The sequence below is a fragment of the Halomonas halodenitrificans DSM 735 genome (assembly GCF_000620045.1).
GTDB classification, from domain to species: Bacteria; Pseudomonadota; Gammaproteobacteria; order Pseudomonadales; family Halomonadaceae; genus Halomonas; species Halomonas halodenitrificans.
Map to the genome: position 1 here is coordinate 36769 of NZ_JHVH01000015.1, position 21252 is coordinate 58020.

The following is a 21252-nucleotide window of genomic DNA, read 5'->3' on the forward strand; positions in this document are numbered from 1 at the left end:
CGCCCACAGGAGGCTCGTCATGCTCAAGCTCTCGCGGCTGACCGATTATGCCGCCGTGGTGATGGCGCAGATCGCTCGCCATCCCGAGCAGCCTCAGGCGGCAGCCGAGCTCGCCGAGGCCGTCCAGCTTCCGCACCCCACCGTCAGCAAGACGCTGAAGATGCTGGTCAAGGCGGGAATGCTGGAATCGCGCCGCGGTGCCCAGGGAGGCTACTCCCTGGCGCGGCCGGCCTCCGAGATCACGGCGATCGACATCATCACCGCCATCGAAGGGCCGGTGGCGATGACCGAGTGCAGTCACGCCGAGGGCGACTGCGAGCTGGTGGCTACCTGTGGCGTGGCCGACAACTGGCAACGAGTATCGCTGGGCGTGCGCACCCTGCTCGGCAGCGTGACCCTGGCCCAGCTGGCCAGCTCCACGCCGATCAAGCTGCCGGTACAGCTGCCCATCCAGAGCGTGAGCCTGGCCGTCGATACGGCCTGAGGCACCCAAGTTTTCAGATTCAATCGGCGAGCCTGCCTCGCCGGCCCAACCGCCCGGGAGGGGAGAGATCATGGCAAGTCAGGAAATGGAACAGCTGGTCCGTCGCGACTATAAAGAAGGCTTCGTGACCGATATCGAGAGTGAGACGCTACCGCCGGGCCTCGATGAAGACGTCATCGCCTTTATTTCGAACAAGAAGGGCGAGCCGGAATGGATGCTCGAATGGCGACTCAAGGCCTATCGCGCCTGGCTGAAGATGACAACGCCCTCCTGGGCGCATCTGGACTATCCGCCCATCGACTATCAGTCGATCTCCTATTTCAGTGCCCCGAAGCGCCCCGAGGACCGCCCCCAGAGCCTCGACGAGGTGGACCCCAAGCTTCTCGAAACCTACGAAAAGCTCGGCATTCCGCTGCATGAGCGAGCCGCCCTGGCCGGAGTGGCGGTGGATGCGGTATTCGATTCCGTCTCCGTGACCACCACCTTCAAGGAGAAGCTGGGTGAGGCCGGTGTGATCTTCTGCTCCATCTCCGAGGCGGTGCAGGAGTACCCTGAGCTGGTCAAGCAGTACCTCGGTAGCGTGGTGCCCCAGACCGACAACTACTTCGCGGCGCTCAACTCGGCGGTGTTCACCGACGGCTCCTTCGTCTTTGTGCCCAAGGGCGTTACCTGCCCCATGGAGCTCTCTACCTATTTCCGCATCAACGCCGAGAATACCGGCCAGTTCGAGCGCACCCTGATCATCTGCGAAGAGGGCGCCCAGGTTTCCTACCTGGAGGGCTGCACGGCACCGATGCGTGACGAGAACCAGCTGCACGCCGCGGTGGTCGAGCTCGTTGCGCTGGATGACGCCTATATCAAGTATTCCACGGTACAGAACTGGTATCCCGGCGACGAGGACGGCAAGGGCGGCATCTACAACTTCGTGACCAAGCGTGGCGACTGTCGTGGCGATCGTTCGCGGATCAGCTGGACCCAGGTAGAGACCGGGTCGGCCATCACCTGGAAATATCCTTCCTGCATGCTGCGCGGCAAGGACAGCAAGGGCGAGTTCTATTCGGTGGCGGTAACCAATGGTCGCCAGCAGGCCGATACCGGCACCAAGATGGTTCATATCGGTGAAGGGTCCCGCTCCAGCATCATTTCCAAGGGGATTTCCGCCGGGCGCAGCAACCAGTCCTATCGTGGCCTGGTGAAGGTCGGCCCGCGGGCCAAGGGGGCGCGCAACTTTACCCAGTGTGACTCCCTGCTGATCGGCGATCAGTGCGGTGCCCATACCTTCCCCTATCAGGAGATCGGCAACAGCACGGCCACCGTGGAGCACGAGGCGACCACCTCCAAGATCGGCGAGGACCAGCTCTTCTACTGCCAGAGCCGCGGTATTTCCGAGGAAGACGCGGTGAGCATGATCGTCAACGGCTTCTGCAAGGATGTCTTCCAGGAGCTGCCCATGGAGTTTGCCGTCGAGGCCGAGGCGCTGCTCAGCGTCACCCTCGAAGGCTCTGTCGGCTGATCACCCCCTGCTGCCAATCGCTTATTTGAATCAAAAGGTATTCACGATGCTCGAAGTCAAGGATCTGCACGTCACGGTCGAGGGTAATGAAATCCTCAAGGGCCTTTCCATGACCATCAACGCCGGTGAGGTGCACGCCATCATGGGGCCCAACGGCTCCGGAAAATCAACGCTGTCGGCGGTCATCGCCGGCAAGGAAGAGTATGAGGTCACCAGCGGCAGCATCACGTATGAGGGCCGCGACGTGCTGGAAATGGCCGTTGAAGAGCGGGCTCAGGCCGGCCTGCTGCTGGGCTTTCAATACCCGGTAGAGATTCCGGGGGTCAAGAACATCTACCTGCTCAAGGCGGCTCTCAATGCCAAGCGCGAGGCCGAAGGACTGGGCGAGATCCCGGCACCCGAGTTCATGAAGCTGATCAAGGAGAAGATCGCCGAAATGAAGATGGACGCCAGCTTCCTGCAGCGCTCCGTCAATGAAGGCTTCTCCGGCGGCGAGAAGAAGCGCAACGAGATTCTCCAGATGCTGGTGTTGCAACCCCGGCTCGCCATGCTCGACGAAATCGACTCCGGGCTGGACATCGATGCCATGAAAGTCGTGGCGGATGGGGTGAACTCGCTGCGTTCCGAGGAGCATGCCATCTTGCTGGTGACCCACTATCAGCGCCTGCTCGATTACATCGTGCCCGATCGCGTGCATGTTCTGGTCGATGGCCGCATCGTCAAGAGTGGTGATGCTGACCTGGCGCGCGAACTCGAATCCCGTGGCTATGACTGGGTGCTGGAGGAGTCTGCCGCATGAGTGAAGAAACACAGCATTTTCTCGATCGTCTGGCCGACATTCGCGCCGGTCGTGAGTCCGAGCCGACCTGGATCGCCGCTCGACGCCAGGCGGGGGCGGCGCGCTTCGAGGCAATGGGCTTCCCCACGCGCCGCGACGAAGCCTGGAAATACACCGATGTGCGTGCCATCGCCCGGGGGGAGTTCGCCCTGGCGCGAGACGCCGAGTTTTCTCCGGCCAGCGCCGCGGCCCTGACGCTGCCCATCGATACTCATCGGCTGACCTTTGTCGATGGCGTCTTCGCCCCGGCCCTGTCGACACTCGATGGCTTGCCGGAAGGGGTTTCCCTGCAGCCGCTCTCGGCGGCGCTGGTCGAGAACCACGAGGCGGTAGGCGGCCCCCTGGGTCGGCTCACCGGTGTCGAGTTCTCGCCCTTCTCGGCGCTGAACACCGCCTTCATGGAAGAGGGGGCCGTGCTGCGCCTGGCGCCGGGCACCGTGGTCGAGAAGCCGATCACCCTGCAGTTCCTGTCTCGCCGTGGCGAGGCGCCGGTGATGAGCCATCCGCGTGTCCTGGTGCAGGCCGGCGGGCGCAGCCAGGCGACCCTGATCGAGCATCACGTGGGCGAGGAGGGCGCCGCCAACTTCACCAACCTGGTGGAAGAGGTGATTCTCGAGCGCAATGCCATCCTCACCCATTACAAGCTGCAGGAGGCACCGCTTGCCGATCTGCACATCGCCTCGATCCATGTCGAGCAGGCCCGTGACAGTCGGTATACCTCGTTCAACCTGAACCTGGGTGGCGCCCTGGTGCGTACCGACCTGATCAGCGAGCTGAACGGCGAGAATGCCACCTGTGACTTCTATGGCCTGTTCTATGGCGAGGGTCGTCAGCATGTGGACAGCCACACCCTGGCCAATCATAACGCGCCCCATACCTTCTCCAACGAGAACTACAAGGGCATCCTCGACGACCGGGCTCATGGCGTGTTCAACGGCAAGGTGGTGGTCAAGCGCGACAGCCAGAAGATCGAAGGCTTCCAGAGCAACGCCAACCTGCTGCTCTCCGATCGCGCCGAGATCGACGCCAAGCCCGAGCTCGAGATCTACGCCGATGACGTCAAGTGCTCCCATGGCACCACCACCGGCCAGCTCGACGAGGAGGCGATCTACGCCTTGCGCAGCCGCGGCATCGATCGCCAGACCGCGCGTGGTCTGCTGACCCTGGCCTTCGCGGGCGAGGTGCTGGAAGAGGTGGGCCTGGATGCCATCTCGGAGCGTGTTGAACTCGCCGTCGCCGGCAAGCTCCCCGAGCGCTTCAATCTGGCCGGGCTGGTGGAAGTCGCCGTAGCCCTGGATGACGAGTAAGGACGATGAGTGAGAATGACCGCGATATCCTGAGGAGATTCCTGCCATGACCGACCTGGCCACCCGCGCGCCCGTGACACCGACCCTCGATGTCGCGGCAATTCGCGCTGACTTTCCGATTCTCTCGCGCCGGATCCATGGCAGGCCGCTGGTCTATCTCGACAATGCGGCGACGAGCCAGACTCCGAGCCGGGTAATCGCCGCCTTCGATGCCTATTACGGCGGCTACAATGCCAATATCCATCGGGGGCTGCACACCCTGGCGGATGAGGCCACGGCCGCCTTCGAGGGCACGCGGGAGGTGGCTCGCGGTTTCCTGAACGCGAAGGAAAGCCGCGAGATCATCTTCACTCGTGGCACCACCGAGGCGATCAACCTGGTGGCCAACAGCTGGGGGCGCGCCAACCTCAAGCCCGGCGACGAGGTGCTCGTCTCGCGACTCGAACATCACTCCAACATCGTGCCCTGGCAGATGCTGGCCACCGAGATCGGCTTCACCCTCAAGGTGATCCCGGTGGATGAGCGGGGCGTGCTGGATCTCGACGCCTACCGCGAACTGTTCAGCGAACGCACCCGGCTGGTGGCGGTGAATCACGTCTCCAATGCCTTCGGCACCGTCAACCCGGTCAAGGCGATGGCCGCCATTGCCCACGCCCGGGGGGCGCGCATTCTCGTCGATGGTGCCCAGGCGGCGCCTCATCAGCGGGTGGATGTACAGGATCTCGATGCCGATTTCTATGCCTTCTCCGGCCACAAGGTCTATGGCCCCACCGGGGTCGGCGTGCTCTACGGCAAGGCGGAACTGCTCGAGTCAATGCCGCCCTGGCAGGGCGGTGGCGAGATGATCGCCACCGTTTCCTTCGAGACCGCTACCACCTTCGCCGAGATTCCCCACAAGTTCGAGGCCGGCACGCCGGCCATTGCGGAGGTGATCGCCCTGGGGGAGGCGCTGAAGTGGGTAAATGGTATCGGCGTCGATGCCATCGGTGACTGGGAAGGGCGGCTACTGGCCCATGCCACCGAGCGGGTTTTGAGAATCGATGGCCTGCGCATCCTGGGTACCGCGCCCGACAAGGCCGGGGTGCTTTCCTTCGTGGTCGACGGGGCCCATTCCCAGGATATCGGCCTGCTTATCGATCAGCTCGGGGTGGCGATCCGTACCGGCCACCACTGTGCCCAGCCGTTGCTCGCTCACTTTGGCGTTGACGCCACCTGCCGGGCGTCGTTTGCCGCCTATAACACCCTCGAGGAGGTCGATGTCTTCGCCGAGGCTCTGGAGCGCGTGATCGGCATGGTCAGGTAGGCCATGCCCAGGTAAACGATGGTCGGACAAGGAACCGCTAGAAAAGGAACGCCATGAGCGACAACGAGCAGATATCCAGCCTTCACAAGGGACAGGAGTTGCCCCTGCAGCGCGATGTGGAGGCGATCTCCATCCCCTTCGGCAAGACCGTGACGCTTGCCGAAGATAGCTTGGTAAGCGTCATGCAGGCCAAGGGCAGCATGCTCAGCGTCGGCTTCGAGGGGCGCCTCTACCTGATAGAGGGCGCCAACCTCGATGCCGTTGGCCTCGAGGCACTGCCCCGGCCGACCCTGCACGAGGAGGCCGGCGATGAGGAGATAGAGCAGTTCGTCTGGGACCAGCTACGCACCTGCTTCGATCCCGAGATACCCGTCAATATCGTCGATCTGGGCCTGGTCTATGGCTGCCGCCTCGAGCGCTTGATCAGCGGCGAGCGCATCGTCACCATTCGCATGACACTTACCGCACCCGGCTGCGGCATGGGGGATGTGATTGCCGCCGATGCGCGCAACAAGATTCTCGGTGCCCCTCAGGTCAGCAAGGTTCATACGGATATCGTCTTCGATCCGCCCTGGAGTCGTGAGATGATGAGCGACGAGGCCAAGCTCGAGCTCGGCATGTTCTAGCGTACCGCGCCCCGGTGCCATGCGGTGATCGAGCAGGGCGTCGTAGGCACAGAGGCAACAGGAGATGCCGATGAGGCGGGTGGCATGGCGAATCCTGCGGGCCATCCTGATGATGCTGGGCACGGTGGCGCTGCTGGCGATAGTGATCTTGCTTGGCGCCAACTTCTGGATGCTCGGGCAGACTGGAGAGCGCATCGAGCACGACCTGTCGCAGTGTCGTGTGGAACGGGTGGGCATCGTCTTCGGTACATCGCACTGGACCCGTAGCGGACACCGCAATCCTTACTTCGAGGCGCGCATGAGTGCCTCGGCGCACTTGCTGCGCCTGGGGCGGGTCGACCACCTGCTACTCTCCGGTGACAACCGCACCCTCTCCTACAACGAACCCATCACCATGTGGCGCGACCTGCTGGGCCGAGAGGTGCCCGAGGCGGCCATGACGCTGGATTATGCCGGTTTCAGCACCTTCGATACCCTGGCTCGGGCGCGCGACGTGTTCGGCGTCGAGCGGGCGTTGTTGATTACCCAGGCGTGGCACCTTCCGCGGGCGCTGTTTATCGCCGAGTCGCTCGGCATCGAGGCCCAGGGCTGTGCCGTGGTGGAGCACAAGGCAGGGGGACAGTGGCGTCTGGCGGCGCGAGAGTGGCTGGCACGCCTGGCGACGCTGGGTGATCTCTACCTGTGGGGACGAAAGCCCCATTTCCTGGGTCCCCGCGAGCCGCTCGACATCCGCTCGCGGGAAGAACTTGAGGCTGAGCAGCCAGGCTGGTCGGCCCATACATCCTTGGGCCAGGAGCGCTGAAGAGGCTCAGCGCCGTTTGTCGCGAGTCTTCTGGAGGGCATAGAGCTCACGGATCAACGCTCGACACCCTTTCCAGCACTCCTCTACCTTGGGCTCCATGGCATCGGGCAGGGGATGGGTCATCAGGTTGGAGAGCGATTGCATCAGCACTCGCTCCTGTTCCAGCAGCTCACCGATCACCACCTGGCGCTCGTTACCGACGAAACTCTTCAAACGACTCCATAACCACATGTAGTCGTCCCGTTCGACGTCGGCATCCCGCGGTAGCATGTTGAGATGCAATCGAGCGAGTGTCTGCAGCTCGCGCATCGACCGACTGCGAGCCTCGTAATGGGGCTTGAGAGCGTCGCGCAGCGATGGTCGCAGGCGCTCCAGATTGTCCTGAAAGTAGTCGATGCTGTCGGCCAGCGCTTCTAGTACGCTGTCCATCGCCACTTGGCGATTGTCGAGAAACATGAGCGGTCACCCCCTTTGGTGACGCAGATTGTGGCGGGGGAAACACTGTTTTGCTACCCCCCGGAATGGAATAAATGTGTAATCCTCGATGCCCATTGGGCCTGGCCTGTGCATGACTGGCAATTACCCCTTGGGTTTAGGCGGCGCCTTGCGGGCCGGGGCAGCATGTTTTTCCAGATGTTCGATGATCAGGCCGGCGATATCCTTGCCGGTGGCGCTCTCGATGCCCTGCAGCCCCGGCGATGAATTGACCTCCATGATGACCGGACCATGATTGGCACGCAGCAGGTCGACCCCGGCGACCCGCAGCCCCATGGCCTTGGCGGCACGAATCGCCGTCGAGCGCTCCTCGGGGGTGATGCGAATCACGCTGGCGGTGCCGCCACGGTGCAGGTTGGAGCGAAACTCCCCCTCGGCGGCCTGGCGCTTCATGGTGGCGACCACCTTGTCGCCGATCACCAGGCAGCGAATATCGGCCCCCTTGGCTTCCTTGATGTACTCCTGGACCATGATGTTGGCCTTCATACCCATGAAGGCCTGGATCACGCTCTCGGCGGCCTGGTTGGTTTCTGCCAGTACCACGCCGATGCCCTGGGTACCCTCCAGAAGCTTGATGACCAACGGGGCATTCTTGACCATGGTAATCAGGTCCGGAATATCGTCAGGGGAGTGGGCGAAGCCGGTGATGGGCAGGCCCAGTCCCTTGCGTGAGAGTAGCTGCAGGGAGCGCAGCTTGTCACGGGAACGAGTGATGGCGACATTGTCGTTCAGCACATAGGTACCCATCATCTCGAACTGGCGCAGCACCGCACAGCCATAGAAGGTCACCGAGGCGCCGATCCGGGGGATGACCGCATCGAAGGGCTCCAGCTCCTGTCCCCTGTAGTGAATCGAGGGGTGGTGGGCGGCGATACTCATGTAGCAGCGCAGGGTGTCGACCACCCGGGCAGTATGGCCGCGCTGTTCGGCTGCTTCCACCAGGCGTCGCGTGGAGTAGAGGTTACGGTTGCGTGACAGCAGCGCAATATGCATCGGTTCGCTCCGGCCGAGTGGGACACATGGCGTCAGGGGTTGCCGTGCAGGAAGGCGGCGCCGGGCGCCACCAACAGGCGACGCAGGGCCCGTCGGCCCAGCAACATGGGGTGGTGCATGTTGCTCCTGTCGGTCAGGGTGAGTTCTATCGGATAGGCCAGTGAGCCGAGACGCATGGGCGTGCGAATCACGTAGCGCCACTCCTGCTGACCATTGGAACTACGCACCCTGCGACGGTCGTGGAGCGGCATGCGGAAGGCCTTGGGCGGCGAGTCGGAGTCGTTGCCGGGCAGGGTGAAGCTCACCCATGGCTGGCCCTGTTCCTCGAACTGTTCGATATTCTCGGCATGCAGAGCCGAGGTGCGTGCCCCGGTGTCTGCCTTGGCACACAGCACGAGCTGCATCTCCGGTAGCTCGACCATCTCGCGGCGGCCGATCACCGCCTTGGGGGTATAAGGCAGTTCCTTCATCATTGTCATGGGTCGTTTTCGCCTTTAGCGCGTCAGGGCCACAAGCCGCCTGCCGATGGGCGAGTCGGCGGGCGCCTCGCGCAAGGTCATCAGCACCGGCAGCCTCAGCCTGGGAATCAGGGCCAGGTCACGGGCCACTCTCATGAAGTCTGCCTGTTCGCAGCATGCCAGGCGTTCGAGGTAGCGCGGCAGACGCTGGCCATCCTCGAGATGCGACCAGCCCCGCGCGGCAATGGCCGCCAGCAGGTCGGGGCCACAGGCGTTGGCATCGGTGAGCAGGCCATCAAACCAGTCACCGGCGGCCTCGCTGCCTGATGCGGCCCTCACGCATGCGCACAGGGTCTCGATATCACCGACCTCGGCGGCTGCCTCGCCTCGGGCACGCAGCGCCGCGGCCAGGTCGTCATCGATGGCCACATGTTCCAGACAGTAGCACAGGGAGGTCAAGACCTCGGTGGGCAGGTCGGGCAGCCTTCGGCTGAGCCGGCGTTGTTCTTCGTGGTCCATGCGTACCGCGAAGTCGGCCAGGCCCTGGAGACCGAGAGCCTGCCAGTCGAGTGTCTGCTGGCCGCTCAGATAGGCCTCCACCGGTTCCAGGTGCGAGCTGGCCGGTCGCCCCAGGTCGTGACTGGCGCGGGCGTGGAGCATGGCCTGGAAGGGGAGTGAGGGGGTGAAGGCCAGCGGATTGTCCTTCATCAAGTTATCCACCGCCTGGCCATCCTCACGGCCGACAGTGGTCACGTTGTGGCCCAGGGTCTCGAGCAGCCGTTGCACGAAGGCGTCACGAGAGGCCGGGTCGAGCCGGCCTTCTTCGTCCAGTGGCAAGGCCAGAAACCAGATCAGCGGATCGGACATGTCGCCCAGGCGGAAGACCAGTCCCAGGCGAGCCTGGCCCTGCCAGGGCATCGGCCAAGGGGCCGCTTCGGCCTCCAGGGCCTCCAGGGTCGCCATCTCGCAGGGCTCCACGCGCCGGCCTAGGTGATAGAGTCGCACCTCGGCACCGCTGCGCACGAAGAAGTCGTGAAGGGTGTGGATGGGTTGCATGGCATCTCCGCTTGTCAGAACGTGCACTCTACCGCGGCATTACCGGGCTGTCAGCCAGTGTCATCGAGGTTGCCTCGACGTTGATCAAATATTGTTCGGCCTTCGTCAGTGCCCACGACATCCGGGCTCGCGCACTCTTTCCAGTGGTTATCCACAGGCCCGTTCACGGAAACTGTGAATGACCCTGAGCGGGGGATAAAACGTGGATCACGGCGGCGACGGCTGGTCACTGGTCGACAGGAGCGGGATAATGGCATCCCACTCGAATGGGAGCTTCCCCGATGACGGTTCACGACGAACTCGACACATCCCTGCGCCGGCTCGAGGCCACCATGAAGGCCGTCAACCTGTGGCGCATGGACACGCCGGAGCCCGGCGCCTTCGACAGCCAGGAACCCTTCTGCGTCGATACCATGACGCTTCCGCAGTGGCTGCGCTTCGTATTCATTGCTCGTCTGGATGCCCTGGTGGAACGTCGCGCGCCTCTGCCGGCACGCTGTGATGTGGCCCCGGCGCTGGAGGCCTATCTCACTCAGGAGGGTGTGCGCGCCGGTGATCGGCTGCTGCTGCGTCAGGCGGTGGAGGAGGTCGACCGCCTGGTCACCGAGAACTGAGCCGACGAACCTTGCCGGGTTCGACCGCCAGACACAACAGGGCCCGCCATTGGCGGGCCCCGTTGTGTCTGGCGCGAGAGGGGGCAGTGGGGTCAGAAGCGGTAGCTGATGCCGCCCATGACCACCACCGGGTCGATCTCCACCTTGCCGGCGTCGTCGCCACCGACCTTCGCGTCGCTGTCGATATCCATATACCAGACCGCGCCGTTGAGTGCCCAGTGATCGTCGATCAGCAGATCGACGCCCAGCTGGCCAGCCGCTCCCCAGGAATCATCAAACTCGACGTCAACTTCACCAACGCCTGTCACAGTGGCCTTCTCATCGGAGAAGCGGGTGTAGTTGACGCCCACCCCGACATAGGGCTGCACATGGGCATCGGTGCCGCCCAGCGGGTAGTACTGTAGGGTCAGGGTCGGCGGTAGATGGTCAGTAGAGCCAGTGGCGGCGCCATCCCCGAGGGTGAAGTCATGGTCGAAGGGCTCGGCGGCCAGCAGCTCCACGCCCAGCTTGTCGGTGAAGCGGTAACCCAGGGTAAAGGCGAAGGCGCTATCATCAGCGACATCGGCCTTAAGGTTAGCCGGAGTGAGCGAACCGTTGTCGCCCTTGGGCTCGACCTTGGCCACGCCGATGCGGGTAAAGAAGTCGCCGGCACCATAGGCGGCGAAGGCCTGGGTGCTGGCGGTAACAGCAGCGGCGGCAACGCTCGCGGCGATCAGGGTGGAGAGGGCACTCTTGCGCATGGACTGACTCCTGGTGGCGAGTATTGGGCGGCGGGGCGCCGCATCGGAAGACGAGTCCATTTTAACGGTGCGGCTGGATATCAAAATTGATCCAGAGCAAGACATATATGCAGTGCATTAAAATAAGGAGGCCGCCCGAAGGCGGCCCCCTGTGCGAGTGTGTGACTCCCGTATCTCTAGCGTTGGATATGCTGGTACTCGCCGGCGTCGGCGGTCATGCTGCTCACCGCCATGATGGCGATGAAGGAAGCGATGAAGCCGGGAATGATCTCGTATACACCGGGACCACCCATGAATTCAGCGTTCCAGCCCGCTGAGATCCAGATGACCACGGTGGCGGCGCCGACGATCATGCCCGCGATGGCGCCGGCCCCGTTGGTGCGCGACCACATCAGCGAAAGGATCATCAGCGGGCCGAATGCCGCCCCGAAACCCGCCCAGGCGTTACTGACCAGCCCCAGCACCTGGGAATTCGGGTTGGAGGCGATCACCGCTGCCACCATGCCAACCAGCACGACACTGGTTCGACCCATGTTGACAATTTCCCTTTCCGAGGCATTTTTACGCAGGAACAGGCGATAGAAATCTTCGGTCAGCGAGGAGGAGGCCACCAGCAGCTGGCTGGAGATGGTGCTCATGACGGCGGCCAGCAGGGCGGCATACAGGAAGCCGGTGACCAGCGGATGGAAGAGCAGGTCGGCCAGGATAATGAAGATGGTTTCCGGATCCTGTACATCCATGCCATTGCGGACGGCATAGGCACGGCCGAGCAGACCCAGGGAGATCGCGCCGACCAGCGAGATGAACATCCAGCTCATGCCGATGTTGCGGGCCACGGGAACTTCCTTGAGACTCCGGATGGCCATGAAACGCACGATGATATGCGGCTGGCCGAAGTAGCCAAAGCCCCAGGTCACGGCGGACAGCCAGCCGATGAAGGTCAGCCCTTCCGTCCAGGACAGAAGCGTGGGATCGGTTTGAGTCAGAGTCTGTGACGCCTGGTCGAAGCCGCCGCCCCCTTCACCGAAGAGTACCACTAGCGGCATGACCACCAGCGCCAGCATCATGATGCAGCCCTGCACGAAGTCCGTCATGCTGACGGCCATGAAGCCACCGATTACCGAATAGATCAGTACCACTACCAGGGTAATGACGACACCGGCGAAGTAGTCGCTCATGCCGCCAATGTTGATCACGCCGGAAAACGCGCTCTCGAACAGCTTGCCGCCTGCCACCAGGCCGGAGGCGGTGTAGACCGCGAAGAAGACGACGATGACGACCGCGGATACCGTTCTCAGCGGTATGGCCCGGGTCGGGAATCGGTTCGCCAGGAATTCGGGAATGGTGATCGCATTACCATAATGGACCGTCTGCTCGCGAAGACGCGGCGCGATCAGGATCCAGTTGAACAGCGCCCCCGTGAACAGGCCGATGCCGATCCAGGCGGAGCCCAGACCAGAGACAAACATCGCCCCGGGCAAGCCCAGCAGCAGCCAGCCGCTCATGTCCGAGGCGCCGGCCGACAGGGCCGCCACCTGCGGACTGAGAGAGCGGCCCCCCAGTATGTAACCTTCGGACGTGGCCGTGGATTTGCGCATCGCATAAATGCCGATGCCGATCATGAGTGCGAAGTAAATGAAAAGGCTGATCCAAACGCCAGTAGCCATAAAAGCATCTCCAGTTTGTCTTGTTAGGCCAGCCGCCGCGCCGGCCGTTTGTTGTTACGCATGCAGGTTAGAGTACCGATGGCGAGTATCGTGATCCGTTGAGGGCGAATGTGACGTCAATGATGGCGTTGTTTTCTGTCATGGGGATTCCTTCCGTTTTATTGTGATATCGAGTGGGGTTCACTCGTCTCCCAGCGCAAGCAGTGAGGCGTTACCGCCCAGGGCAGCGGTATTGACGGTCACCGCTTTTTCGGTGGCGAAGCGCAGCAGATAGTGCGGCCCTCCCGCCTTGGGTCCGGTGCCCGAGAGGCCCTGACCGCCGAAAGGTTGTACGCCGACCACGGCCCCGATGATATTGCGGTTGATATAGACGTTGCCAGCACGAATTTTCTGCGCTATTTCATCGGCAAAGGACTCGTTGCGGCTGTGAACGCCGAATGTCAGTCCGTAACCACGACCATTGATCGACCCTATCACGCTATCCAGCTCGCTGGCCTTGTAGCGCACGATATGCAGTATCGGGCCGAACTGTTCTCGCTCCAGGGCTTCGATGCCGTCGATCTCGAAGGCGGCCGGGGCGACGAAGGTGCCGTGCTCGGTCTCGGCCGGGTCGAGCGGTGTCTCCGCCACCAGCCGGCCCTCGGCCTTGAGCTTCTCTACATGGGCCATCAGGTTCCGGCGGGCATCGTCGTCGATCACGGGGCCCACGTCGGTGCCCAGTTCGCGGGGGTCGGCCACGCGCAGTTCCTCCATGGCGCCCTTGAGAATGTGGATGACCCTGTCGGCGACCTCCTCCTGGAGATAGAGCACGCGTAGCGCCGAGCAGCGTTGTCCGGCGCTCTGGAAGGCCGACTGGACAACGTCCACCACCACCTGCTCGGGCAGGGCGGTGGAGTCGACGATCATGGCATTCAGGCCGCCGGTTTCGGCGATCAGGATCGGCAAGGCGGCATTGTCGCGGTTTGCCAGGGCGCGGTTGATGACCTGGGCGGTATCGGTGCCGCCGGTAAACGCCACGCCGGTGATGCGCGCATCGCCGGTCAGCACGCTGCCCACGGTGGGACCGTCGCCCGGCAGCAGCTGGACAACGTCGTGAGGCATGCCGGCCTCATGCAGCAACTCCACCACGCGATGGGCGACCAGCGAGGTCTGTTCGGCGGGCTTGGCCAGCACGCTGTTGCCGGCCACCGCGGCGGCCACCATCTGGCCGCAGAAGATGGCCACCGGGAAGTTCCAGGGGCTGATGGCCGCAAACACGCCGCGTCCGCCCATCTCAAGCTGGTTGGACTCGCCGGTGGGGCCGGGTAGCACGATTGGCTCGCCAAACAGCGTTTCGGCTCGCATGGCGTAGTAGCGACAGAAGTCTACCGCCTCGCGGATCTCGTCGACGCCGTCGGTGAGCAGCTTGCCGCCCTCCCGGGAGCAGAGCGTCATCAGCTCCGCCATGTGCGTTTCCATCAGGTCGGCCAGACGACGCAGGATGGCGGCGCGCTCGGCTGCCGGGGTAGCAGACCAGCGCGGAAAGGCGTTCCAGGCGGCATCCAGGGCCTGCTGGGCCTGCTCGGCGCTGGTCCACTGGACGCTACCCACGACCTGACGGCGGTCGAAGGGTGACGTGACCTCATGGGTGTTGGCCGGATCATCGCTGACCTCGAAGGCCAGCAGCGGCTTGACGCGATGGGTCTTGTCCATGTGCTTGGCCATGGCATCCATCAGTGGCCGATAGTGGCTGCCCACGTTGAGGTTGACGCCTCGGGAGTTGCGGCGATTCGCGCCGTAGATCTCGGCGGGAAGCGGGATGCGCGGGTTGGCGTAGCGGTCATGTTGGCCCAGGGTTTCCACGGGATGCTCGCAAAGCGACTCCACCGGTACCTTGGGGTCCACCAGCTGGTGCACGAAGGAAGAGTTGGCACCGTTTTCCAGCAGGCGCCGCACCAGGTAGGGCAGCAGGTCCTTGTGGGCACCTACCGGGGCATAGATACGACAGTAGGTGCCGGCGGGGGCGCGCTTGAGCGCGGCATCATAGAGGGCTTCGCCCATGCCGTGCAGACGCTGGAACTCGAACGGGCGAGTCGCCTCGTTGGCCTGCTCCAGGATGGCGCAGATGGTGTGGGCGTTGTGGGTGGCGAACTGGGGAAAGATCCGCCCGCGGGTCTCGTCGGAAAGCAGGAAGCGTGCACAGACCAGGAACGCGACGTCGGTGGCCGCCTTGCGGGTGAATACCGGATACCCCTCGACCCCGAGCTGCTGAGACTCCTTGATTTCGGTGTCCCAGTAGGCGCCCTTGACCAGGCGCAGCGGGATTTCGTCGCCCTGGGTGTCGGCCAGGCGGTTGAGATAGTGCAGTACCGGCAGGGCGCGCTTGGAATAGGCCTGTACCACCAGGCCGAAGTGGCCCCAGCCCTTGACCGTGTCGCTCTCGTAGATCGCGCGAAACACCTCGAGAGATATCTCCAGGCGGTCGACTTCCTCGGCGTCGATGGTCAGTGCCACGGAGCGTTCCCGGGCCATGGCGGCCAGCTTCGTCACGCTTGCCACCAGCTCGTCGAGGATCTGCTCACGGCGGCCGAATTCGTAGCGCGGGTGCAGCGCCGAGAGCTTGATGGAGACGGAGGGGGCCGGGGTCTTGTCCGGCAGCGACTGACTGGTCTCGCCGACCCGCTCGATGGCCAGGGCATAGTCCTCGAAATACTTGGCGGCATCATCGTGGGTGCGAGCGGCTTCGCCGAGCATGTCGTAAGAGTAGGTGTAGCCCTTGTCGAACAGCGGCTGGGAGCGTTTTAGTGCCTCGTCGATGTCGCGGCCGAGCACGAACTGCTTGCCCATCACCTTCATTGCCTCGCGCATGGCGCGGCGGATGACCGGTTCTCCCATCCGGTTGACCAGCCTGTTGATAAAGCTGGCGGGGCGCCCCTCCGTCGGCTGGTCGAGATTGATCACTCGGCCCGTCATCAGCAGGCCCCAGGTGGAGGCATTGACGAACCAGGAGTCGCTCTGGCCCAGGTGAGACTTCCAGTCGGCGGGTCCCAGCTTGTCCTCGATCAGCGCATCCGCGGTGGCCTTGTCGGGAATCCGCAGCATGGCTTCGGCCAGGCACATCAGCATCAGGCCCTCGTGGGTATCGAGGCTGTACTGCTGGAGCAGCTCGTCGATGGAGTCGACGGCCGTATCCATCTCGCGGACTTCGCGGACCAGCTCGGCGGTCTGGTCGGCGATGCGTCTCGCCTGGTCGGTATCGGCACTCAGCACCTGGACGAGTTCACCGACGAAGGCGTCTTCATCCACGACATAGTATTCGCTGATGCGTGAAAAGAGGGTTTCCAGGTCCTGTCGCCAGGTAGTGGCGTCCAGCATGGAGTTGGCTTCGAGCATGAGGATCCCCTGTCGCATTGTCAGGCTGAGTCGTAAAAGGAAATGGATGGCCAGTACTGGCGCTTCCTCTGACTCTAGGTGTCATTGAATGATGATGCTTGTCGATTCCGCGGCTGTTCTTGCGGATTCCGCGGAAATGTAGGGAAGTTACTGATTTTATATAGACGTTCGTCGTAGTGTGCGGCGGGGTCAGTGAGTATGCCGCCTGGCTACTGCAGGGCGCACGGTTGGCGTAACCGACTCGGCGATTGTCCATAGGCCTCGCGACAGGCTCGCGAGAGAGCGCTCTGGCTGCTGAAACCGGCAAGAGCGGCGATCTCCGCCAGCGATAGATGAGAATCATCGAGCAGGCTGCGTGCGGCCTCGAGACGCCGGCGGCGTACGTACTGCCAGGGCGAGAGCCCGGTCTGGTGGCGAAAGCAGTGACGGAAGTGGGCCTCGCTGAGACAGGCTTCCTGGGCGAGGTCGGCGACGCTGAGAGGGCCAGCCAGGTGTGCCTCGATAAAGCGGTCCAGGCGTGCCATGTCGAGCCTGGCGGGGGCCGCTGACGTACCACTGGCCAGACGGGCATGCAGACAGCCCAGCAGGGTGGCGGCGAGACGGTCGCCCTGTTGGGCGTCAGGCACCGAGTGGTCGAGCTCCACCAGCAGAAATTCCATGTAGCGCTTGAGCGGGTCGTCCAGGGTAAAGAAGCGTGGCGCATCGAAGAGGCGTGAGAGCCCACGCTGCGGGCCGGTCAGGGCAGGGGAGCGGGCCGGCAGATCGAGAATCAGCTGGCGGTTGTCACCGGTGCCGGCGTAGTAATGCACATGGTTGGCGGGCACGATGCAGCCGGAGAGCGCCGAGATGTCGCCGCCGAGCCCCTCGATCTCGAACTCCGCGCGGCCATGCAGGCCGATCACCACCTGGTGGTAGTCGTGTGCGTGGTGGCGTGTGGCGGTGTCGAGAGGAATCTGGCGGATCACGCTGGGCATGGCGGCCTGCCTCCAAGCATCGGGTGACAAGTCATCTTACCCCGTGAGGCACAATGTCTCATTTCACGCTGTGTTGACGCTCGCGCAGGGCCTGGCGGCCCGCCAGGTGAGTGCGCAGTGCCTCGAGTTCGGCATGCCCCGTCTCGTCCAGAAGGGGGCGTCCCCGGGCGGCACGGCCGTGACTGCCATGCTCGTCCATCAGCCTCTGGGCCCGGCGGCGGGTGCTGTCCAGATAGTCGTCGTGGCGAATCGGGTAGCCCATGACGGCATTCCATTCGGTCTCATCGACGCGGTTTTCCAGCGCCTGATCGAAGAGCGTCAACAGGCGTTCGGGGTCGGTGCGAAAACGCGACGTACCGGAAAGCAGCAGAAGGGCAACCATGCCGCCGAAGACCAGCAGACAAACGGCGAAGACCAGCAGATAGAGGGCCATGGCGAATCCATTGTGGCCCCGTATATCGGGGAGGGAGGGCCACGGAGGGCGAGAGAAACTGGAGCGGGTGAAGGGAATCGAACCCTCGTCTTAAGCTTGGGAAGCTTCTGCTCTACCATTGAGCTACACCCGCGAGCTCGTTTCGATAATAAAACCAACTGTTTAGCGATGCAAGTCCGGGGTGGTGGTTTTTGCCGATACGGCGGGCCGTGGCGTTAAACAACTGTTTTCCCGAGCCCCTCTGCTTGTCCGGAACAGAAAATTTGGCCTTGTCGCGAACTTTCTCGTCATGGGGTGTCCTATCCAGTACAGCCAGTCGCGATAGCAGTCGCTAACTCTGTCGCCTAGCTGGCCGTTTCGATCGTATCTTGGCCGTCTCCATGCGAGGCGGCCTTCTTTTTGGTTCTTCCCAGGCTTTTGGCTCTCCCCGGGCTGGCGTGCAGGCGGCTGCACCGATGGTCCACCGGCAAGGCGTTCGCCCCGTCATTGACGGGGCGAGGCAAGAGGGGGCAAGGGAGTGGGAAGGGGCGAGTGCCGTTCATCGGTGACGCATGCGTAGAATGGCGTTGAGCACGTCCCGGCGGGTCACGATGCCGACCAGTCGATTCTGTTCCACCACCGGGTAGACCTTGGGCTTGTTGCCGAACATCTCCTGAGCCAGGTCGGTGATGCTCTTGGTAGGGGATACCGAAAGTACCTCATGGCGCATCAGGTCATTGACCAGCGGTGGCTCGTCGTTGAGGTAGGCGCTCTCCAGCACCTTGCTCATCACATCCTGTTCGGAAATGAAGCCAATCAGGAAGTCGTTGCCGTCGACCACCGGTACACCGGGCAGGCGGTGCAGTGCCAACCCCTCGGCCAGCGTCGCGACAGAGGTGTTGCCGGTGACTCGGTAGCAGTCTCGGGACATGATCTCACGTATGATGGTGGGTGCCTTGTCGGCCATGGCGAGTCTCCTTTTGCCGGTTTGTCCATAGCATAGTCGACTATGTCGGCTATTCGCCTCGTCCGACTGAAGGCCCTTCAACGTTGGGTGTCGCCAATGGAACCCGGAGCGGTGTCATCCTTTCCAATCCATAACCACTTATTGTCGTCCGGAGGTTGATCATGGATGCACGCGAATATCTCGCCAGGAAGGGGGTCGACGGCGAGCGCGACCGCGAGCGCCCCAACACCCTGGAGGAAAAGGCCTGGGCTCGCGCCCGGGGGGCGGGCGACCATCGTCCCCGAGCCGGCACGCCCCACGACTGGGAAGAGTGGGAGCGCTTCCATGGCGACCTGGCCGAAGACGCCGATGCCATCGACCAGAAGATCGATCATGACGCCCATCGGCGTGCTCTGGACCATGAGTCATCCGCCTCTCGGGAAAAGGCCGTCGTCGGTAGCTATACGCCGCCCTCCGGCAGTGAGGGGCCTGACGGTCACTCCCAGGCGGCACCCGACGTGAGCCCTGATGAAACACCCGGTGACACGCCCGAGGAACCACCCTGGTTGCGGCTGATGCTCAGGATACTGGCAATATTGATGCCGCCATTGGCCGTGGGCCTGGCCGGGCACTCAACACGCCGGGTGCTGGTCGCCGTGGCGTTGACACTGCTGGGCTGGGTGCCGGGCGTGGTATACGCCTGGCGAGGCCTATCGAACACCTGAGACGGGTATCTTGGCAGTGATGCCCCGGTCCATGTAAACTTTGTAAACCTTATAATATTTCGGGGTTTACTCATGGGTTTTCTGGTCGGCGTTACCGTTCTCTGGGCGTTCTCCTTCTCGCTGATCGGTGTCTATCTGGCGGGGCAGGTGGATAGCTACTTTGCGGTGCTGATGCGAGTCGGGCTGGCGGCCCTGGTCTTCTTGCCCTTCCTTCGCCCGCGGCTGCTGAAGGGACGCCAGCGCTGGATATTGATGGGGCTCGGTGCCGTGCAGCTCGGCGCGATGTACCTGTTCTTCTATCAATCATTCTTGCTGCTGTCGGTGCCGGAGGTGCTGCTGTTCACCATCTTCACGCCGATCTATATCACCCTGCTCGACGATGCGCTGTTCGGGCGTTTTACCCCCTTTTATCTGGTTACCGCGACGCTGGCGGTACTGGGAGCCGCGGTGATCCGCTACGACGGTGTGGACAGCGGCTTCTGGATGGGCTTTCTGGTGGTTCAGGGGGCCAACCTCTGTTTCGCCCTCGGTCAGGTGGGCTACCGGCGACTGTCGGCCGAATTGCCTGAGGCGTTGCCGCGTTACAGCGTCTTTGCCTGGTTCTATCTCGGTGCCTTGATAGTGGCCGTGCCGGCCTTTGTGCTGCTCGGCAATGCCGCCGCGCTCCCGACGACCGGCATTCAGTGGGGAGTGTTGCTGTGGCTGGGCCTGGCGGCCTCCGGCCTGGGCTATTTCCTGTGGAATCTCGGTGCCGTGCGAGTGGATGCCGGCGCGCTGGCGATCATGAATAACGTGCTGATACCGGCGGGGCTGGTGGTCAACCTAACGATCTGGAATCGTGATGCCGACCTGATTCGACTGGGGGCGGGCGGTGCCATCATCCTGGCGGCCCTGCTGATCAACGAGTGGTGGGGGCGTCGGCGCTCGGTCTCGCCGGCCTGAAGGTCACGTTTGCTCGGGAAGGAGTCGCTCGCCATAATGAGTCGCTGAGATGCGAGAGGCCTTCGAATGTCATCCCAACAGAGAACCCCGGTGGGGCACGAGACACTGCCCTTCCGTAATATTGGCCTGATCGGCCGGCTGGGCAGTGCCGGGGTGGTCGAAACCCTCAAGCGCCTGATGCGCTTTCTCGACGAGCGCGGCCTGCACGTGATCGTCGAGGATCGCACCGCCACGGTGCTGCTCGATCATGGTCACCCAGAGGCCAGTCGGCGCATGCTCGGTGAGCTATGTGACCTGGTGATCGTGGTCGGCGGCGACGGCAGCCTGCTCGGTGCGGCGCGTACCCTCTGCCATAGCGGCACCCTGGTGCTGGGGGTCAATCGTGGTCGGCTGGGGTTCTTGACCGATATCTCCCCCGACGAGCTTGAGGAGCGAGTCGGTGAAGTGCTCGAAGGGCACTACGAAGTGGAGAAGCGCTTCCTGCTCGATGCCGAGCTCTTCCGTGACGACACCCTGGTGGGTAGCGGGGATGCGCTTAACGAGGTCGTGCTGCACCCCGGCAAGGCGGTGCGCATGATCGAGTTCGAGCTGTTCCTCGACGGGCAGTTCGTCTATACCCAGCGCAGCGATGGCCTGATCATCGCGACACCCACCGGTTCGACGGCCTACTCGCTCTCCGGTGGGGGACCGATCATGCATCCGCGACTCGATGTGCTGACCCTCGTCCCGATGTTCCCGCATACCCTGTCGAGTCGCCCCATCGTGGTGGATGCGGCCAGTGAAATTCGCATCCATATCGGCGAGACCAACCAGACCTATCCCCATATCAGCTGTGATGGCCAGACTCGGGCCGTCGCCAAGCCCGATGACGTGCTGGTGATTCGTCGCAAGCCCCAGACGGTGCACCTGGTGCATCCGGTGGGGCACAACTTCTATGAGGTCCTGCGCAGCAAGCTGGGCTGGAGCCACCGCCTGGGAGATTGAC

21 protein-coding genes and 1 tRNA gene are annotated in these 21252 nt (G+C 63.2%); 11 read left to right on the top strand and 11 right to left on the bottom strand.

What is annotated here, in order from left to right; all coding sequences use genetic code 11:
* Positions 1-19: 19 nt before the first annotated feature.
* The 7 genes from Q358_RS0108215 (at position 20) to Q358_RS16890 (ending at position 6873) form a co-directional block, all read left to right on the top strand.
* Entirely contained in the window at positions 20-484 is a 465-nt protein-coding gene (locus tag Q358_RS0108215; RefSeq protein WP_027961608.1) for an SUF system Fe-S cluster assembly regulator, read from the top strand.
* Between the two features lie 70 nt (positions 485-554).
* Positions 555-1997 (top strand): Fe-S cluster assembly protein SufB, encoded by a 1443-nt coding sequence (gene sufB / locus Q358_RS0108220; RefSeq protein WP_027961609.1) that lies wholly within the window; start codon positions 555-557, stop codon positions 1995-1997.
* Positions 1998-2043: 46 nt separating this feature from the next.
* Positions 2044-2796 (top strand): Fe-S cluster assembly ATPase SufC, encoded by a 753-nt coding sequence (sufC, locus tag Q358_RS0108225; RefSeq protein ID WP_027961610.1) that lies wholly within the window; start codon positions 2044-2046, stop codon positions 2794-2796.
* Positions 2793-4142, top strand: a complete 1350-nt coding sequence (gene sufD / locus Q358_RS0108230) for a Fe-S cluster assembly protein SufD (RefSeq protein WP_027961611.1) — start codon at positions 2793-2795, stop codon at positions 4140-4142. Before sufC ends, sufD begins: the two co-directional genes overlap by 4 nt.
* Positions 4143-4188: 46 nt before the next feature.
* Positions 4189-5445 (top strand): cysteine desulfurase, encoded by a 1257-nt coding sequence (locus tag Q358_RS0108235; protein WP_051530257.1) that lies wholly within the window; start codon positions 4189-4191, stop codon positions 5443-5445.
* Positions 5446-5498: 53 nt separating this feature from the next.
* Complete coding sequence (gene sufT, locus Q358_RS0108240; RefSeq protein WP_027961613.1) at positions 5499-6071, top strand: putative Fe-S cluster assembly protein SufT; 573 nt, start codon at positions 5499-5501, stop codon at positions 6069-6071.
* A 70-nt stretch (positions 6072-6141) separates the two neighbouring features.
* Complete coding sequence (locus Q358_RS16890; RefSeq protein ID WP_043487903.1) at positions 6142-6873, top strand: SanA/YdcF family protein; 732 nt, start codon at positions 6142-6144, stop codon at positions 6871-6873.
* Between the two features lie 6 nt (positions 6874-6879).
* Here Q358_RS16890 and Q358_RS0108250 read toward each other — a convergent pair whose 3' ends face one another.
* The 4 genes from Q358_RS0108250 to Q358_RS0108265 all read right to left on the bottom strand — a co-directional run bounded on the left by Q358_RS0108250 (position 6880) and on the right by Q358_RS0108265 (position 9875).
* A complete protein-coding gene (locus Q358_RS0108250; protein WP_027961614.1) occupies positions 6880-7329 on the bottom strand; it encodes a hypothetical protein in 450 nt (149 codons plus the stop codon).
* Between the two features lie 123 nt (positions 7330-7452).
* Positions 7453-8361, bottom strand: coding sequence for a 30S ribosomal protein S6--L-glutamate ligase (rimK, locus tag Q358_RS0108255; RefSeq protein WP_027961615.1), 909 nt, complete (start codon positions 8359-8361; stop codon positions 7453-7455).
* Positions 8362-8393: 32 nt separating this feature from the next.
* Complete coding sequence (locus tag Q358_RS0108260; protein ID WP_027961616.1) at positions 8394-8831, bottom strand: ATP-dependent zinc protease family protein; 438 nt, start codon at positions 8829-8831, stop codon at positions 8394-8396.
* A gap of 24 nt (positions 8832-8855) precedes the next feature.
* Positions 8856-9875, bottom strand: a complete 1020-nt coding sequence (locus Q358_RS0108265; protein ID WP_027961617.1) for a DUF3549 family protein — start codon at positions 9873-9875, stop codon at positions 8856-8858.
* 281 nt (positions 9876-10156) lie between these two features.
* Between Q358_RS0108265 and Q358_RS0108270 the strand changes: the two genes are divergently transcribed.
* Positions 10157-10489 carry a YqcC family protein gene (locus Q358_RS0108270; RefSeq protein WP_027961618.1) on the top strand — a complete coding sequence of 111 codons (333 nt, stop codon included), beginning with the start codon at positions 10157-10159 and terminating at the stop codon, positions 10487-10489.
* Positions 10490-10581: 92 nt separating this feature from the next.
* Here the strand turns inward: Q358_RS0108270 and Q358_RS0108275 are convergent, their stop codons facing one another.
* The 7 genes from Q358_RS0108275 to Q358_RS0108305 all read right to left on the bottom strand — a co-directional run bounded on the left by Q358_RS0108275 (position 10582) and on the right by Q358_RS0108305 (position 18621).
* Positions 10582-11229, bottom strand: coding sequence for an OmpW/AlkL family protein (locus tag Q358_RS0108275; RefSeq protein ID WP_027961619.1), 648 nt, complete (start codon positions 11227-11229; stop codon positions 10582-10584).
* 176 nt (positions 11230-11405) lie between these two features.
* Positions 11406-12896, bottom strand: coding sequence for a sodium/proline symporter PutP (gene putP / locus Q358_RS0108280; RefSeq protein ID WP_027961620.1), 1491 nt, complete (start codon positions 12894-12896; stop codon positions 11406-11408).
* A 180-nt stretch (positions 12897-13076) separates the two neighbouring features.
* Complete coding sequence (putA, locus tag Q358_RS0108285) at positions 13077-16268, bottom strand: bifunctional proline dehydrogenase/L-glutamate gamma-semialdehyde dehydrogenase PutA (RefSeq protein ID WP_027961621.1); 3192 nt, start codon at positions 16266-16268, stop codon at positions 13077-13079.
* A gap of 209 nt (positions 16269-16477) precedes the next feature.
* Positions 16478-17242 carry a helix-turn-helix transcriptional regulator gene (locus Q358_RS16895; protein WP_043487904.1) on the bottom strand — a complete coding sequence of 255 codons (765 nt, stop codon included), beginning with the start codon at positions 17240-17242 and terminating at the stop codon, positions 16478-16480.
* A 58-nt stretch (positions 17243-17300) separates the two neighbouring features.
* The gene (locus Q358_RS0108295; RefSeq protein WP_027961622.1) at positions 17301-17675 is read right to left on the bottom strand and encodes a hypothetical protein; all 375 of its coding nucleotides are present in this window, start codon (positions 17673-17675) and stop codon (positions 17301-17303) included.
* A 59-nt stretch (positions 17676-17734) separates the two neighbouring features.
* Positions 17735-17808, bottom strand: a tRNA-Gly gene (locus tag Q358_RS0108300).
* 405 nt (positions 17809-18213) lie between these two features.
* On the bottom strand, positions 18214-18621 hold the full coding sequence (locus tag Q358_RS0108305; RefSeq protein ID WP_027961623.1) for a CBS domain-containing protein: 408 nt from the start codon (positions 18619-18621) through the stop codon (positions 18214-18216).
* A gap of 161 nt (positions 18622-18782) precedes the next feature.
* Here Q358_RS0108305 and Q358_RS0108310 point away from each other — a divergent pair, with 161 nt between their 5' ends.
* From Q358_RS0108310 to Q358_RS0108320, 3 genes are all read left to right on the top strand, one after another.
* Entirely contained in the window at positions 18783-19325 is a 543-nt protein-coding gene (locus tag Q358_RS0108310) for a YqaE/Pmp3 family membrane protein (protein ID WP_027961624.1), read from the top strand.
* 72 nt (positions 19326-19397) lie between these two features.
* Complete coding sequence (locus Q358_RS0108315) at positions 19398-20267, top strand: carboxylate/amino acid/amine transporter (protein WP_027961625.1); 870 nt, start codon at positions 19398-19400, stop codon at positions 20265-20267.
* A 66-nt stretch (positions 20268-20333) separates the two neighbouring features.
* Positions 20334-21251, top strand: coding sequence for an NAD(+) kinase (locus Q358_RS0108320; protein ID WP_051530258.1), 918 nt, complete (start codon positions 20334-20336; stop codon positions 21249-21251).
* Position 21252: the final 1 nt, after the last annotated feature.

What these genes read in the sequence shown, in the direction of transcription:
- Q358_RS0108275 (WP_027961619.1), bottom strand. Translation starts at nt 11,229, where the DNA reads ATGCGCAAGAGTGCCCTCTCCACCCTGATCGCCGCGAGCGTTGCCGCC.
- Q358_RS0108260 (WP_027961616.1), bottom strand. Translation starts at nt 8,831, where the DNA reads ATGAAGGAACTGCCTTATACCCCCAAGGCGGTGATCGGCCGCCGCGAG.
- sufT (WP_027961613.1), top strand. Translation starts at nt 5,499, where the DNA reads ATGAGCGACAACGAGCAGATATCCAGCCTTCACAAGGGACAGGAGTTG.
- Q358_RS0108310 (WP_027961624.1), top strand. Translation starts at nt 18,783, where the DNA reads ATGGATGCACGCGAATATCTCGCCAGGAAGGGGGTCGACGGCGAGCGC.
- Q358_RS16890 (WP_043487903.1), top strand. Translation starts at nt 6,142, where the DNA reads ATGAGGCGGGTGGCATGGCGAATCCTGCGGGCCATCCTGATGATGCTG.
- Q358_RS0108250 (WP_027961614.1), bottom strand. Translation starts at nt 7,329, where the DNA reads ATGTTTCTCGACAATCGCCAAGTGGCGATGGACAGCGTACTAGAAGCG.
- Q358_RS16895 (WP_043487904.1), bottom strand. Translation starts at nt 17,242, where the DNA reads ATGCCCAGCGTGATCCGCCAGATTCCTCTCGACACCGCCACACGCCAC.
- sufB (WP_027961609.1), top strand. Translation starts at nt 555, where the DNA reads ATGGCAAGTCAGGAAATGGAACAGCTGGTCCGTCGCGACTATAAAGAA.
- sufD (WP_027961611.1), top strand. Translation starts at nt 2,793, where the DNA reads ATGAGTGAAGAAACACAGCATTTTCTCGATCGTCTGGCCGACATTCGC.
- Q358_RS0108235 (WP_051530257.1), top strand. Translation starts at nt 4,189, where the DNA reads ATGACCGACCTGGCCACCCGCGCGCCCGTGACACCGACCCTCGATGTC.
- Q358_RS0108265 (WP_027961617.1), bottom strand. Translation starts at nt 9,875, where the DNA reads ATGCAACCCATCCACACCCTTCACGACTTCTTCGTGCGCAGCGGTGCC.
- rimK (WP_027961615.1), bottom strand. Translation starts at nt 8,361, where the DNA reads ATGCATATTGCGCTGCTGTCACGCAACCGTAACCTCTACTCCACGCGA.
- putA (WP_027961621.1), bottom strand. Translation starts at nt 16,268, where the DNA reads ATGCTCGAAGCCAACTCCATGCTGGACGCCACTACCTGGCGACAGGAC.
- Q358_RS0108320 (WP_051530258.1), top strand. Translation starts at nt 20,334, where the DNA reads ATGTCATCCCAACAGAGAACCCCGGTGGGGCACGAGACACTGCCCTTC.
- Q358_RS0108270 (WP_027961618.1), top strand. Translation starts at nt 10,157, where the DNA reads ATGACGGTTCACGACGAACTCGACACATCCCTGCGCCGGCTCGAGGCC.
- putP (WP_027961620.1), bottom strand. Translation starts at nt 12,896, where the DNA reads ATGGCTACTGGCGTTTGGATCAGCCTTTTCATTTACTTCGCACTCATG.
- sufC (WP_027961610.1), top strand. Translation starts at nt 2,044, where the DNA reads ATGCTCGAAGTCAAGGATCTGCACGTCACGGTCGAGGGTAATGAAATC.
- Q358_RS0108305 (WP_027961623.1), bottom strand. Translation starts at nt 18,621, where the DNA reads ATGGCCGACAAGGCACCCACCATCATACGTGAGATCATGTCCCGAGAC.
- Q358_RS0108315 (WP_027961625.1), top strand. Translation starts at nt 19,398, where the DNA reads ATGGGTTTTCTGGTCGGCGTTACCGTTCTCTGGGCGTTCTCCTTCTCG.
- Q358_RS0108215 (WP_027961608.1), top strand. Translation starts at nt 20, where the DNA reads ATGCTCAAGCTCTCGCGGCTGACCGATTATGCCGCCGTGGTGATGGCG.
- Q358_RS0108295 (WP_027961622.1), bottom strand. Translation starts at nt 17,675, where the DNA reads ATGGCCCTCTATCTGCTGGTCTTCGCCGTTTGTCTGCTGGTCTTCGGC.